Raw genomic sequence first — 13026 nt, 5'->3', positions numbered from 1 at the left:
AGTGGGGCGGCAGCGCCCAGAATGAGCCGGAATCAAAAAGGCGGGCCGCAGGGCCCGCCTTTCGCGTTCGGCGCGTGGCAGGTGCCTAGTTCGTTATGATCTCCGGCCCCATGAAGGTGTTGGGCAGGAAGGTCGAAAGCCACGGGATGTAGGTGACCATGATCAGGAAGACGAAGAGCACCGCGAGGAAGGGAAGCGCGGCGCGCACCACCGCCATCATCGGCATCCCGGCCACGCCGGAGGTGACGAAGAGGTTGAGCCCCACCGGCGGCGTGATCATCCCGATCTCCATGTTCACCACCATGATGATCCCGAGGTGGATCGGATCGATCCCCAGTTCGATGGCGATCGGGAACACCAGCGGCGCGACGATCACCAAGAGGCCCGAGGGCTCCATGAACTGGCCGCCGATCAGCAGGATCACGTTCACCACGATCAGGAACATCACCGGCCCGAAGCCCGCCGAGAGCATGGCGCCGGCGATCTGCTGCGGCACCTGCTCGTCGGTCAGCACGTGCTTCAGGATCAGCGCGTTGGCGATCACAAAGAGCAGCGTCACGGTGAGCTTGCCCGCCTCGAAGAGCGTGTGCTTCATGTCGGCGTGGAAGAAGGCCGTCACCAGCGCCCAGGGCTTCTTGAGCAGGCTGGAGCGCTCCGTGCCCTCGCCCGCGGCCAGCGGGCCCATGTCGCGGTAGACGAAGCTCGCGATCAGGAAGGCGTAGACGGCGGCCACGGCGGCGGCTTCGGTGGGGGTGAAGATGCCCCCGTAGATGCCGCCCAGGATGATCACGATCAGGAACAGCCCCCAGCCGGCTTCGCGACCGGAGCGGAAGATCTCGCCCCAGCCCTGCCATTCGCCCTTGGGCAGGTTCTTGACCCGCGCCATGACGTAGATGGCGACCATCAGCATGAAGCCGGCCAGCAGGCCCGGGATCACGCCGGCCAGGAACATGCGCCCGACGGAGACCTCCACCGCGGCGGCATAGACCACCATCACGATGGAGGGCGGGATCAGGATGCCGAGGGTGCCGGCGTTGCAGATCACGCCCGCCGCGAATTCCTTCGAATAGCCCACCTGGCGCATCCCGGCGATCACGATGGAGCCGATGGCCACCACGGTGGCCGGCGAGGAGCCGGAGAGCGCGGCGAAGAGCATGCAGGCGAAGACGCCGGCGATGGCGAGCCCGCCGGGGAAGTGCCCGACGCAGGCGATGGAGAAGCGGATGATCCGCCGCGCCACGCCGCCCGTCGTCATGAAGGAGGAGGCGAGGATGAAGAAGGGGATCGCCAGCAGCGTGAAATGCCCTTCGAAGGCGGAGAACAGCGTCTGGGCGACCGAGGCCATCGAGGATTCGGAGAACCAGAGCAGGAACAGGATGGAGCTGAACCCCAGCGATACGGCAATCGGGACGCCGATCAGCAACAGCCCGATCACCATGACAAACAGCAGAACGACTTCCATCAGTTTTGCTCCCCGAGCTGCTCGCGAACCTCTTCGAGTTCGTCTTCCACTTCATGGCTCGCCACGAGCCGGTCGATCCTGCCCGTCCAGACCTGCCAGAAGGCCTGGCAGAAGCGGTAGAGCAGCAGCGCCATGGACAGCGGCATCACGGCATAGGGAATGAGCCGCGGGATCTTCTCGTATTCCTCGCCCTCGTTGAAGGCGCCTTCCATCCAGCGCAGCACCTCGGGCATGGGAATGTCGTTCACCTCGTACCAGCCCTTGCCGCGGAACTTGTCTTCGAAGCCGAGCGGGAACCAGCGGCCCTCGGTGCCGGGCAGGTTGGCGAAGTTGGCCCAGTAATCCCAGCCGCCCTTCAGCAGCAGGAAGGCATAGGTGATGCAGATGGCGGCGGCGATCAGCGCCAGCAGGCGGCGCGCCGGCTCCGAGACCATGTTGATGATCGCGTCCACCCCCAGGTGCGAGCCCTTCTTGACGGCGTAGGAGGCCCCCAGCAGCACCAGCCAGCCGAACAGGAAGACCGTCAGCTCGAGCGCCCAGAGAATGTTGGAGTTGAACAGATAGCGGGCAACGACGTTGGCGAAGGTAATCGCCGTCATCAGGCCCAGCAGAACCGCGATCAAGGTCTCCTCGATCCGGTCCATGAAGCTTTCGCTTGCATGCCGGTGCATGTCCCTATTTCCCCTTGTTTTCAAGATGGTTGGCAGCCGCCCCTCATGCGGCTGCGAGTGGCCCGGGCGCAGGCGCGCCCGGGCCCGCCGGGCTTACATGCCGGCGTTGATCGCCTGTGCGGCGTCGATGTTTTCCTGGCCCACGTCGGCGGCGAATTTCTCCCAGACGGGTTTCATCGCGTCGACCCACTCCTGGCGCTGTTCCGGGGTCAGTTCACGCACCACGCCGCCGGCGTCGATGATGGCCTGGCGGGCCTGCATGTTGACCTTGGTGGCCTCGGCGTTGCGCACCTCGGTGACCTCGGCGAGGATGGTCAGGAACTGGTCACGCACGTCGGGCTCGAGGCTGTCCAGCCAGTCCACGCTCGTCACCACGAGGTAGTCGATGATGCCGTGGTTGGTTTCGGTGATGCCGTCCTGCACCTCGAAGAACTTCTTGCCGTAGATGTTGGACCAGGTGTTCTCCTGGCCGTCCACCACGCCCTGCTGCAGCGCGCCGTAGACTTCGGAGAAGGCCATTTTCTGCGGGCTGCCGCCGATGGCTTCCATCTGCGCCACGAGCACGTCGGAGGACTGCACGCGGAACTTCAGGCCGGCGGCGTCGGAGGGCGAGATCAGCGGCTTGTTGGCGCTCATCTGCTTCATGCCGTTGTGCCAGAAGGCCAGCCCCTGCAGGCCGCGGCGCTGCATGGAGTCCTTCATGGCCTGGCCGGCCTCGGAGGCCTGGAAGGCATCCACGGCGGCGACGTTCTTGAACATGAACGGCAGATCGAAGATGCGGAACTGCTTGGTGAATTTCTCGAACTTCGACAGCGAGGGCGCGGCAAGCTGGACGTCGCCCTGAAGCATGGCTTCGAGCACCTTGTTGTCGTCATAGAGCGTGGAGTTCGGGAAGACCTCCATGCACATCTTGCCGTTCATTTCCTCGTTCACGCGCTGCTCCAGCAGGGAAGCGGCGATGCCCTTGGGGTGCTTGTCGGTGTTCGTCACATGGGCGAACTTGACGACGATCTCGCCGTCATCGCAGGCGTCGGACGCGGCGACGGCGCCGGCGGAGAAGCTCAGCGCCACGGCAGCGGCGGCGGCAGTCAGGAATTTCATCTTTTTTCCTCCCAAAGATATCCTGGTGGCAGCCCTCCCCGGACGGGGAAGGCGCTGATGCCATCAAGCGCGCCGGGAAGTGGCCACTCAAGAAAAAGATGCCCGGCATCGCGCTGGGGTGATTTTGCATTTATTTACAATATCTTGCCGCGACTTCTACATCCTTGATCCGAAACGCCGCGGCGCGGAGTGGCGGGAATCCACACAGGCAGCACCGAGCACTGTGCGGATTTCCGCACAGTGCGGGCGAATCGCGATTCGCGCCGTTAGCGTTACCGGTAGTCCTCGGGGCGAATCCCGTGTTTTGCGAGCTTGTCGTAGAAGGTCTTGCGGGGCAGTTTCAGCGCCCGCGCCGCGCCCGTGGCGTTGCCCGCCTCCCGCCGCAGCGCCTCCACGAGGAAGGAGCGCTCGACCTTTGCCATCCGCTCCGCCAGCCCCATGTCGGCCTCGGTTTCCTCGTCCCCCAATCCCATGGCGAAGCGCATCGCGGCGTTCATCAGGGCGCGCGCGTTGCCGGGCCAGTCCTGCGCCATCAGGCGCGACAGCAGTTCCTGCGGGATCTCGGGCAGCGGCAGCGCGGCCTGCTCGCAGGCGATCGCCACGTAGTGCCGGAAAAGCACCGGGATGTCCTCGGGCCGCTCGCGCAGCGCCGGAATGCGCACGCGCAGCAAGTCCAGCCGGTAGAAGAGATCGGGGTTGAACCGGCCGGCCGCCACCTCCTCGGCCAGGGACTTGTAGGTGCCGGCGATCAGCCGCGGCGCCTCCGGCTCGTCCAGAAGCTCCAGCAGGGTGAACTGGCTGTCCGCCGGCAGCGCCGCGATCTCGTCGAGAAAGAGCGAGCCGGACTCGGCCGCCGTGAAGGCCTCCTTCAGCGCGGCCGGCCCCAGCGAGGCCGCCGCGTGCTTGCGGAAGGGGCGCATCGCGCGGTCCGACAGCAGGTGGATCACCTCGGCGACCTTGGACGTTCCGGCCCCGTGCTCGCCCGTCACAAGAACTTCGGCATTGGCGGCGGCGGCGGCGCGCACCCGCGCCCGAAGATCCTCGGCCTGCGGGGAATCGCCGAACAGCATCCGCGAGGCCGCATCGCCCGCCTGAAGCTGCTGGCGCAGACGGCGGTTCTCCAGCACCAGAGCCCGCGTCTTGATCGCCTTCTCGACGACGGCCAGCAAATCCTTGGGCGCGCAGGGTTTTTCAAGGAAATCGAAGGCCCCGGCGCTGATCCCCCGCACCGCCATCGGGATGTCGCCCTCGCCGGTGAGCAGGATCACCGGCAGATCCGGATCCACCTTGCGTGCGTGCTCCAGAAGGGCGAATCCATCCTTGCCGGGCATTCGGATGTCGGAGATCACCACCCCTTCGAAACCGGGCACGATGTGATCCTTCGCCTCGATGAAACTGCCCGCCAGCGTGGGCCGAAGCTCCGCCAGTTCCAGCGTCTGGCCGAGCGCTTCGCGCACGGAGGCGTCGTCGTCCACCAGCAGAACCCGTTCTATCATGCCACCTGCTCCATTCCGCTCGCCGTCAGCTCCACGGTGAACACCGCCCCGCCCTCGGGGTGGTTGCGCCCCCGGATCTCGCCGCCGAAGCTCTGCACCAGCCCGTAGGAAATGGAAAGCCCCAGCCCCATGCCCTCGGAATGGCCCACCTCCTTGGTGGAGTAGAAGGGATCGAAGATCTTGCCCGGATCGTCGATCCCGGGGCCGGTGTCGCGCACCGTCAGCCGCACCTTGCCGCCCTCGCGGGCCAGTTCGATCAGCAGGCGCTTCTCGGGCGCGCGCTCCATCGCGTCGGCGGCATTGGAGACGAGGTTGAGCACCACCTGTTGCAACCGCACCTCCCCGCCGCGCACCTTCACCGGCGCCGGCGGCGGCGCCCAGTCCACCGTGACGCCGAGCTGGTGCAGCCGGGCGTGGGCCACTTCGAGCGCCGCATCCACCACCGAAACGATGTCCACATCGCTGATCGGCTCGCTTTCCTGGCGCGCGAAGGCGCGCAGGTTCTTGATGATGCGGCCCATGCGCCGCGCGAGATCGGAGATCCGCGCCAGGTTGCTCGCGGCCACCTCGGTGTTGCCGCGCTCAAGGAAGGTCTCGGCGTTGGCGGCGAAATTCTGGATCGCCATCAGCGGCTGGTTCAACTCGTGGCTGATCCCCGCGCTCATCTTGCCAAGCGCGGACAGCTTGCCCGCCTGCACCAGATCCGCCTGGGCCTTCTTCAGCGCGGCCTCCGCCTCTTCTCGCTCGGCGATTTCCCTTCTAAGGGAACGGTTTACATCGGAAAGTTCACGCGTGCGCGCCTCAACGCGCGCCTCCAGAACCGCATTGGCCCGCGCCTCGATCTCAAGCTTCTCGCTCAACGCCCGCCGCCGCTCCGCCGCCAGGAACAGCAAGGCCCCGAAGGCAAAGCTGAGGGCCGCGGCGAAGGCCGCCTGCAACCCCGCGATGCGCTCGGCCTGCGCCGTGCTGATGAGCACCTCCCCCGTCATCCCGATCACCGGCAGCGGCTGGGAGAAATGCAGCGCCCGCGCCGGGATGTAGCGGCCCGCATCCACGAACCACAGCTCCAGATCGCCGATCCGCAACGCACGGTGCGAAAAGAACGGCTGCAGGGTGGAGGGCAGGTAGCCGAGCGCGGCCGGCGGCAACGCCCCGGCGCCGGACTGGCGACGCAGCAGCAGCTCGGAGCGGTTCGAAACGAAGACCACCCCGGCCTCGTCGGTGAAGTAGATCGCCTGCGGATCGCCGCGCCAGTCGCTTTCCTCCACCGCCTCCATGTCCACGTCCACGATCACCGCGCCGGCCACTTCGCCCCCCACGAAAACGGGCACCGCGAAGGAGAAGACCCGCTGCCCCGTTTCGTTCAGGCGGGTGTGGTAGCTGCCGATCGCGCCCTGCATCGCGCGCTGGAAATGGGGCTGCCCCGTCACGCTGGCCGTCGGAGCGTCGCTGGAGGAGGCCAGAACCGCGCCCTCGGCGTCGGCGAGCAGGATTTCGAGCGTGCCCACCTTGTCGGAGGTGCGCAGCAGGACCGAGCGCGCGCGGGCCTGCCCCTGCCCCTGCGCCAGCAGCGGGGCGAGGTCCGGATGATCGGCCAGCAGCACCGCCACCTGCCGGAAGCGCTGCAACTCGCCCACCAGCCTGTCGGCGGCCAGCGAAAGGTCCGCCCGGCCGCGATCCGCGATCGGCTGCAGCGCCGTGGTGAAGGACACCCACCACACCCCGCCCGACAGCAGCGCCACGGCCAGGATGAACAACAGGATGGCGATGGGCCGCCGCGACATCTCTTCTCCACGCCTCTCGCACGTTCGGGTTGGCGCTCAGGTTACGTTTCACCGCTTGCATTGGGAAGCGTCTTTGGCTTGAGTGCGGCCGATGGAACACCTGCACCAATCCCCCACCGATCCCGATTTCGTCCAGAACCCCTACCCGTTCTACGAGCGCACCCGCGCCGGGGGCGATCTGTTTTTCTGGGAAGATTACGGCATGGTCTGCGCCACCGGCCACGCGGCGGTGAACATGCTGCTGCGCGACCGCCGGCTGGGGCGCGAGGTGCCGGAAGGCCGGCGCAACCCGATCCCGGAGCATCTGCAGCCCTTCTACGACGTGGAAGCCCACTCCATGCTGGAGCTCGAGGCTCCGCGCCACACCCGCCTGCGCCGGCTGGTGCTGCGCGCCTTCACCTCGCGCCGGATCAAGGCGCTGGGGCCGGAGATCGCGGCGCTGTGCCATCAGCTGATCGACGATTTTCCGCCCGGCGAGGTGGAGCTTCTGTCGGCCTATGCCACGCAGGTGCCGGTGATCATCATCGCGCGGCTCTTGGGGGTGCCGGAGGAGCGCAAGGAGGATCTGCTGCGCTGGTCCAACGCCATGGTGAAGATGTACCAGGCCGGGCGCACGGCGGCGGACGAAGCCGAGGCCGTGGCCGCCACGGAAGCCTTCGTGGACTTCATGCGCGGCTACGTGGAGGCCCGGCGCGGGCGGCCTGCGGATGATCTGATCAGCCACCTGATCGCCGCCGAGGAAGACGGCGAGACGCTCTCGACCGACGAGTTGATCACCACCTGCATCCTGCTTCTGAACGCCGGCCACGAGGCCACCGTCCACTCCCTCGGAAATGGCGTGAAAACCCTTCTGGAAGAAGGGGTTGTGCCCACGACTGAAAGTGCAGAAGCGATCACCGAGGAGATCCTGCGCTTCGATCCGCCGCTGCACATGTTCACCCGCTGGGCCTATGAGCCGGTGGAGCTTTCGGGCCACGTGATCCAGCCGGGTGATCAGGTCGCCTGCCTGCTGGCCGCCGCCAACCGGGATCCTGCCGCCTACCAGGATCCGGCGCGCTTCGATGCGGCCCGCCCGCTGGTGGCCAACACGAGCTTCGGCGCGGGGGCGCATTTCTGTGTTGGCGCGCCCTTGGCGCGGCTGGAGTTGCAGATCGCCCTGCCGATCCTCTGGGAACGCTGCCCCGACCTGCGGCTGGCGGCACCGCCGGAATACGCGAATGTCTATCACTTCCATGGGCTGAAATCGCTGCGGGTCGAAATCTAACACCTCGCCCGGCGGCACGCCGGGCAGCGCCCGACCCGCCCCATGGGCGGGCGCTTTCAGCACCCACCCCGGGTCGGGCGCTGCCCTCATCTCTTAGCTACAGCGGCAGCATCGTCGTCGATTTCAGCTCTTCCATCGAAAGAAGCGCGGTCACGTTATAGATCCGCACCTCGCTGATCAGCGCCTGGTAGAACTCATCGTAAGCGCGCGCATTCTTCACCCGCACTTTCAGGATGTAGTCGATGTCGCCCGCCAGCCGGTGCGCCTCCTGCACCTCGGGGCGTTCCTTCAGCGCTTTCAGGAACTTCTGCTGCCACTCCGCCTCATGCTCGCTGGTGCGGATCAGCACGAAGAAACAGGCCTCGAACCCAAGCGCCTCCGCGTCCAGAAACACCGTCTGCTGGCGGATGATTCCGCCCTCCTTCAGCTTGCGGATCCGGTTCCACACCGGCGTCTTGGAGGAGCCGACCTTCCGCGCGATTTCATCCAGTGACTGGCTCGCATCGCGCTGCAGCTCGCCAAGAATTTTCCTGTCAATTTCATCCAGCCGGACGGACATCCTGTTTTCCCCGAAATTTTGGAATATGTGCTTTCTCGCCGCGCAATATCGGAACATTCATCCTTATTCGCAAGCGCCAATGGCCAAATATCGGGAAAATATCCTATATTGCACCGCAGAAACCCAAACAGTGAGTGCCCCCGTGCAGCATTTTCCGATCTTCCTGGCCGTTTCGGGCCGCCGCATCGTCCTTTCGGGCGGGGGTGCGGCTGCGCTGGCCAAGCTGCGCCTGCTGCTCAAGACCGAGGGCCGGATCAGCGTCTTCGCCGCCACCCCGGCGCCCGAGATCGAGGCCTGGGCCGCGGAGGGCCGCCTTACCCTGATCCGCCGCCCGCTGGAAGCCGGCGATGCGCTCTGCGCGGCGCTTTTCTACGCCGCCAACGAGGATGACGCCGAGGACGCCCGCGTGGCGAAGCTCGCACAAGCCGACGGCGCCCTCGTCAACATCGTGGACAACCTCGACGCCAGCGCCTTCATCACGCCCGCCATCGTGGACCGCGACCCGGTGACCGTCGCCATCGGCACCGAAGGCGCCGCGCCCGTCCTGGCGCGCGCCATCAAGCGCGATCTGGAAGCCGCCCTCCCGGCGCGCCTCGGCGCTCTGGCGCGCATCGGCAAGGCCTTCCGCGCCCGCGTGGAAAGCCTGCCCTTCGGCCGCAGGCGCCGCGATTTCTGGGCCGACTACTACTTCGGCGCCGGCCCTGCGGCGCTGGAAGAGGCCGGGGAAGATGGCGCGCAGGCCGCGCTTGAAGGCCTGCTGGAGGCGCATCTCGCCGCGACCACCCGCAAGGGCCACGTGGATTTCGTGGGCGCCGGCCCCGGCGATCCCGAACTGCTCACCCTGAAGGCCCGCAAGGCGCTGGACGCGGCCGACGTCGTGCTGCACGACCGCCTCGTGCCGGCCGAAATCCTCGAACTGGCCCGCCGCGAAGCCACCATCATCGAAACCGGCAAGACGGGCTTCGGCGCCTCCATGCCGCAGTCCGAGATCAACGCGCTGATCGTGGCCCATGCATCCGCGGGCGCCCAGGTCGTGCGGCTGAAATCCGGCGATGCCACCGTCTTCGGGCGGCTGGACGAAGAGCTCGAGGCCGTCACCAAGGCCGGCCTCTCCTACCGCATCGTGCCGGGCATCACCGCGGCCTCCGCCGGGGTGGCCGCCATCGGCCAGAGCCTGACGCAGCGGGGCCGCAACGCTTCCGTGCGCCTGCTTACGGGCCACGACATGGAAGGCTTCGCCGAGCAGGACTGGGCCGCGCTGGCCCGGCCCGGCGAAGTGGCCGCCATCTACATGGGCAAGCGCGCCGCGCGCTTCCTGCAGGGCCGGCTGCTGATGCACGGCGCCTCCGGTGACACCCCCGTCACCGTCATCGAGAACATTTCGCAGCCCGCGCAGCGGGTGATCGCCACCACGCTGTCGGCCCTGCCGCAGGATCTGGCCGCCGCCGATGTCACCGGCCCGGCCCTCACCTTTTACGGCCTCGCGCCGCGCGCGGCCCTGGCCGCCACCGAGACACTGAAGAAGAAGGAATTCGCCTGATGGCCCGCAAGTTCACGCCCAAAGTCGTGACCGCCAACGACCTGATCGAAGGCGACGTCGTTTACCTGACCGACGACGGCACCTGGACGCGCAAGCTCTCCGAGGCGGCGCTGTTCACGATCCCCGAGGAGGCCGACGAGCGCCTCTCCTTCGCCGCCGCGCAGACCGGCCGCGTGGTGGGGGCCTACCTCGCCGATGCGGAGCCGGGTGAAACCGGCCCGGTGCCGGCGCATTTCCGCGAGGCGTTCCGCGCCACCGGCCCCTCCAACTATTTCCACGGCAAGCAAGAAGCAGCGGAGCAAGCCTGATGTACAAGTACAACGACTTCGACGAAGCCTTCATCCGCGCCCGCACCGCGCAGTTCCGCAAGCAGGTGGAGCGCCGCGTCGCCGGGAACCTGACGGAAGACGAGTTCAAGCCGCTGCGCCTGATGAACGGGCTCTACCTGCAGCTGCACGCCTACATGCTGCGCGTGGCCATCCCCTACGGCACGCTCAATGCGCGCCAGATGCGCCAGCTCGCCTACATCGCCGACAAATGGGATCGCGGCTACGGCCATTTCACCACCCGCCAGAACATCCAGTTCAACTGGCCTCGCCTGACGGATGTGCCGGACATGCTCGACGCGCTGGCCGACGTTGAGATGCACGCCAACCAGACCTCGGGCAACACCATCCGCAACGTGACTTCCGATCACTTCGCCGGCGCCGCCGTGGACGAAATCGAGGATCCGCGCCCCGTGGCCGAACTGCTGCGCCAATGGTCCACCGATCACCCGGAATTCCAGTTCCTGGGCCGCAAGTTCAAAATCGCCGTGGGGGCCTCCGAGCATGACCGCGCGGTGCTGAAAGCCCACGATCTGGCCGTGCGCATCGTGAGGAACGACGCCGGCGAAACCGGCTACGAGATTCTCGTGGGCGGTGGCCTCGGCCGCACCCCGATGATCGGCAAGGTGCTGCACCCCTTCCTGCCGCGCGAGGATCTGCTGCCCTACGTGGAAGCCGTGCTGACGGTCTACAACACGCTCGGCCGCCGCGACAACAAGTACAAGGCCCGCATCAAGATCACCGTGCATGAAAACGGGATCGACACCATCCGCGCCCTAGTGGACGAGCAGTTCGCCCTGATCCGCCCCACGTTCTCGGGCTACGACCAGGAACTGCTCGAAGAGATCCGCGCCCATTTCCCGGAACCGGACTACGTGAAGGCGCCGCTCGATGCCTTTGAAACCGCTTACGAAAACGATCCCGTCTTCCGCAGCTGGGCCGACACCAACCTGAGCGCACACACGAACCCGGACTACGCGATCGCCACGATCTCGCTCAAGAAGCACGGCCAGACCCCGGGCGACGCCACCAGCGAGCAGATGCGCGTGATGGCCGATCTCGCCGAGGCGTTCGCCCATGACGAGCTGCGCATCAGCCACGAGCAGAACGTGATCCTGCCCCATGTGCACAAGAGCCACCTGCCCGCCATCCACGCCCGCCTGAAAGCGGTGGGGCTGGCCACGGCCAACATCGGGCTCGTCTCCGACATCATCGCCTGCCCCGGCATGGACTACTGCGCACTTGCCACGGCCCGCTCCATCCCGGTGGCCCAGCAGATCGCCACCCGCTTCGACGAGCTGAAGCTGGAACACGAGATCGGCGAGCTGAAGATCAAGATCTCCGGCTGCATCAACGCCTGCGGCCATCACCACATGGGCCACATCGGCATCCTCGGGCTCGATCGCGCCGGCGTGGAGAACTACCAGATCACGCTGGGCGGCGACGGCAGCGAAAACGCCGCCATCGGCGAGCGCGCCGGCCCCGGTTTCGCCTACGACGAGATCGTCCCGGCCATCGAGCGCCTCGTGCTCGGCTATCTCGACCTGCGCGAAAGCCCGGAAGAGACCTTCCTGCAAGCCTACCGCCGCCTGGGCGCCGAGCCCTTCAAGGCGGTCCTTTATCCGGAGGCAAAGACGAAAAATGCCGCTTGATACCCCCCTCGGCCCGGTCCAGACCCGGGTCAACGCCCTGAACGACCGCTACCGCCACCACAGCGCCACCGCCGTGCTGGAGCGCGCGCTCAACGACAGCCAGGTCGGCAAGGTGGCGCTCGTCTCCTCCTTCGGTGCCGAATCCGTCGTGCTGCTGCACATGATCTCGCTGATGGACCGCAACACGCCGGTGCTGTTTCTCGATACCGAGATGCTTTTCCCCGAGACGCTCTCCTACCAGCAGGACGTGGCCGAACGGCTGCGCTTGACGGACGTGCGGGTGATCCGCCCGGACCGCAACGAGGTCTTCCTGAAGGACAACGACGGCCTGCTGCACCAATCCGATCCGGACGCCTGCTGCGCCCTGCGCAAGACGGCGCCGCTGAATGCCGCTCTCGAAGGGTTCGACGCCTGGATCACCGGGCGCAAGCGCTTCCAGTCCGGCCAGCGCGCCGCCCTCGATTTCTTCGAGAACGAGGCCGGCAAGCGGATCAAGGTCAACCCGCTGGCCCACTGGACGAAAGAGGCCGTGCGCGAATACATGGACGAAAACCGCCTGCCCCGGCACCCGCTGGTGTCCAAGGGCTACCCTTCCATCGGCTGTGCCCCCTGCACCTCGCCCGTGGAAGCCGGCGAAGACGAGCGCGCCGGTCGCTGGCGCCATACAGAGAAAACCGAGTGCGGCATCCATTTCGTCGATGGCCGCATGGTGCGCGGCCCGCGGCCGCAAGGAGCAACGCAATGAGTGTCATCGTAACCGATACCGGATTCACCACCGAGGACTGGACGGCGGGCTTCATCCCGCTGGCCGATCTGCCCGCCAATGACGCCGCCCCGGCCATCGCCGTCGATCTCGCCTCCGACAGCGATCCGGCCGCGCTCGCAGGCCGTCTGCAGGACATCGACATGATCCGCGTCGATTTCCCCTCCTTCGCCGACGGCCGCGGCTTCACCATCGCCAAGCGGCTGCGCCAGATGGGCTTCCAGGGCCGGCTGCGCGCCAGGGGCCACGTGATCTCCGATCAATACGCCATGGCCCGCCGCGTGGGCTTCGACGAGGTGGAGATCAGCGAGGAACTCGCCGCCCGCCAGCCCGAGGCCGAATGGCTGTTCCGCGCCGATTGGCAGGCCAACGACTACCAGGCCCGCCTGCGGGCCTAGGCCGCATCGC

General features: G+C 66.8%; 12 protein-coding genes. 6 read left to right on the top strand and 6 right to left on the bottom strand.

Annotation, left to right across the window (positions count from 1 at the left end):
• Positions 1-85 precede the first annotated feature (85 nt).
• The 5 genes from PSA7680_RS04675 to PSA7680_RS04655 form a co-directional block, all read right to left on the bottom strand.
• Positions 86-1462, bottom strand: a complete 1377-nt coding sequence (locus PSA7680_RS04675) for a TRAP transporter large permease (RefSeq protein ID WP_085867499.1) — start codon at positions 1460-1462, stop codon at positions 86-88.
• A complete protein-coding gene (locus tag PSA7680_RS04670; RefSeq protein ID WP_085867498.1) occupies positions 1462-2133 on the bottom strand; it encodes a TRAP transporter small permease in 672 nt (223 codons plus the stop codon). Before PSA7680_RS04670 ends, PSA7680_RS04675 begins: the two co-directional genes overlap by 1 nt.
• Before the next feature lie 93 nt (positions 2134-2226).
• Complete coding sequence (locus PSA7680_RS04665) at positions 2227-3234, bottom strand: DctP family TRAP transporter solute-binding subunit (protein ID WP_085867497.1); 1008 nt, start codon at positions 3232-3234, stop codon at positions 2227-2229.
• 272 nt (positions 3235-3506) lie between these two features.
• Positions 3507-4730, bottom strand: coding sequence for a sigma-54-dependent transcriptional regulator (locus PSA7680_RS04660; RefSeq protein ID WP_085867496.1), 1224 nt, complete (start codon positions 4728-4730; stop codon positions 3507-3509).
• Positions 4727-6514: a sensor histidine kinase gene (locus PSA7680_RS04655; protein WP_085867495.1), complete on the bottom strand. Its 1788-nt coding sequence runs from the start codon at positions 6512-6514 to the stop codon at positions 4727-4729. The genes PSA7680_RS04660 and PSA7680_RS04655 overlap by 4 nt, the downstream gene beginning before the upstream one ends.
• A gap of 91 nt (positions 6515-6605) precedes the next feature.
• On the opposite strand from PSA7680_RS04655, the gene PSA7680_RS04650 reads away from it, so the two are divergent.
• Entirely contained in the window at positions 6606-7778 is a 1173-nt protein-coding gene (locus PSA7680_RS04650) for a cytochrome P450 (protein ID WP_085867494.1), read from the top strand.
• Between the two features lie 97 nt (positions 7779-7875).
• Here PSA7680_RS04650 and PSA7680_RS04645 read toward each other — a convergent pair whose 3' ends face one another.
• Positions 7876-8337 (bottom strand): Lrp/AsnC family transcriptional regulator, encoded by a 462-nt coding sequence (locus tag PSA7680_RS04645; protein ID WP_085867493.1) that lies wholly within the window; start codon positions 8335-8337, stop codon positions 7876-7878.
• A 142-nt stretch (positions 8338-8479) separates the two neighbouring features.
• On the opposite strand from PSA7680_RS04645, the gene cysG reads away from it, so the two are divergent.
• From cysG to PSA7680_RS04620, 5 genes are read left to right on the top strand one after another with little or no spacing between them, the layout of a single operon-like run.
• Positions 8480-9877 carry a siroheme synthase CysG gene (gene cysG, locus PSA7680_RS04640; RefSeq protein ID WP_085867529.1) on the top strand — a complete coding sequence of 466 codons (1398 nt, stop codon included), beginning with the start codon at positions 8480-8482 and terminating at the stop codon, positions 9875-9877.
• Positions 9877-10185, top strand: a complete 309-nt coding sequence (locus PSA7680_RS04635; RefSeq protein ID WP_085867492.1) for a DUF2849 domain-containing protein — start codon at positions 9877-9879, stop codon at positions 10183-10185. The genes cysG and PSA7680_RS04635 overlap by 1 nt, the downstream gene beginning before the upstream one ends.
• Complete coding sequence (locus PSA7680_RS04630) at positions 10185-11855, top strand: nitrite/sulfite reductase (protein WP_085867491.1); 1671 nt, start codon at positions 10185-10187, stop codon at positions 11853-11855. The genes PSA7680_RS04635 and PSA7680_RS04630 overlap by 1 nt, the downstream gene beginning before the upstream one ends.
• Positions 11845-12600, top strand: coding sequence for a phosphoadenylyl-sulfate reductase (locus PSA7680_RS04625; protein WP_085867490.1), 756 nt, complete (start codon positions 11845-11847; stop codon positions 12598-12600). The genes PSA7680_RS04630 and PSA7680_RS04625 overlap by 11 nt, the downstream gene beginning before the upstream one ends.
• On the top strand, positions 12597-13016 hold the full coding sequence (locus tag PSA7680_RS04620) for a DUF934 domain-containing protein (RefSeq protein ID WP_085867489.1): 420 nt from the start codon (positions 12597-12599) through the stop codon (positions 13014-13016). The genes PSA7680_RS04625 and PSA7680_RS04620 overlap by 4 nt, the downstream gene beginning before the upstream one ends.
• The last annotated feature ends 10 nt before the right edge of the window (positions 13017-13026 follow it).

It is taken from the genome of Pseudoruegeria aquimaris (assembly GCF_900172235.1).
GTDB classification, from domain to species: Bacteria; Pseudomonadota; Alphaproteobacteria; order Rhodobacterales; family Rhodobacteraceae; genus Pseudoruegeria; species Pseudoruegeria aquimaris.
The sequence above is the reverse complement of the archived record's forward strand: the minus strand, read 5'-3'. Positions and strand labels throughout refer to the sequence as shown.

Bases quoted from the DNA above. Each gene is read 5' to 3' on its own strand.
- PSA7680_RS04635 (WP_085867492.1), top strand. From the start codon at position 9,877: ATGGCCCGCAAGTTCACGCCCAAAGTCGTGACCGCCAACGACCTGATC.
- PSA7680_RS04670 (WP_085867498.1), bottom strand. From the start codon at position 2,133: ATGCACCGGCATGCAAGCGAAAGCTTCATGGACCGGATCGAGGAGACC.
- PSA7680_RS04665 (WP_085867497.1), bottom strand. From the start codon at position 3,234: ATGAAATTCCTGACTGCCGCCGCCGCTGCCGTGGCGCTGAGCTTCTCC.
- PSA7680_RS04675 (WP_085867499.1), bottom strand. From the start codon at position 1,462: ATGGAAGTCGTTCTGCTGTTTGTCATGGTGATCGGGCTGTTGCTGATC.
- PSA7680_RS04625 (WP_085867490.1), top strand. From the start codon at position 11,845: ATGCCGCTTGATACCCCCCTCGGCCCGGTCCAGACCCGGGTCAACGCC.
- PSA7680_RS04650 (WP_085867494.1), top strand. From the start codon at position 6,606: ATGGAACACCTGCACCAATCCCCCACCGATCCCGATTTCGTCCAGAAC.
- PSA7680_RS04630 (WP_085867491.1), top strand. From the start codon at position 10,185: ATGTACAAGTACAACGACTTCGACGAAGCCTTCATCCGCGCCCGCACC.
- PSA7680_RS04655 (WP_085867495.1), bottom strand. From the start codon at position 6,514: ATGTCGCGGCGGCCCATCGCCATCCTGTTGTTCATCCTGGCCGTGGCG.
- PSA7680_RS04620 (WP_085867489.1), top strand. From the start codon at position 12,597: ATGAGTGTCATCGTAACCGATACCGGATTCACCACCGAGGACTGGACG.
- PSA7680_RS04645 (WP_085867493.1), bottom strand. From the start codon at position 8,337: ATGTCCGTCCGGCTGGATGAAATTGACAGGAAAATTCTTGGCGAGCTG.
- PSA7680_RS04660 (WP_085867496.1), bottom strand. From the start codon at position 4,730: ATGATAGAACGGGTTCTGCTGGTGGACGACGACGCCTCCGTGCGCGAA.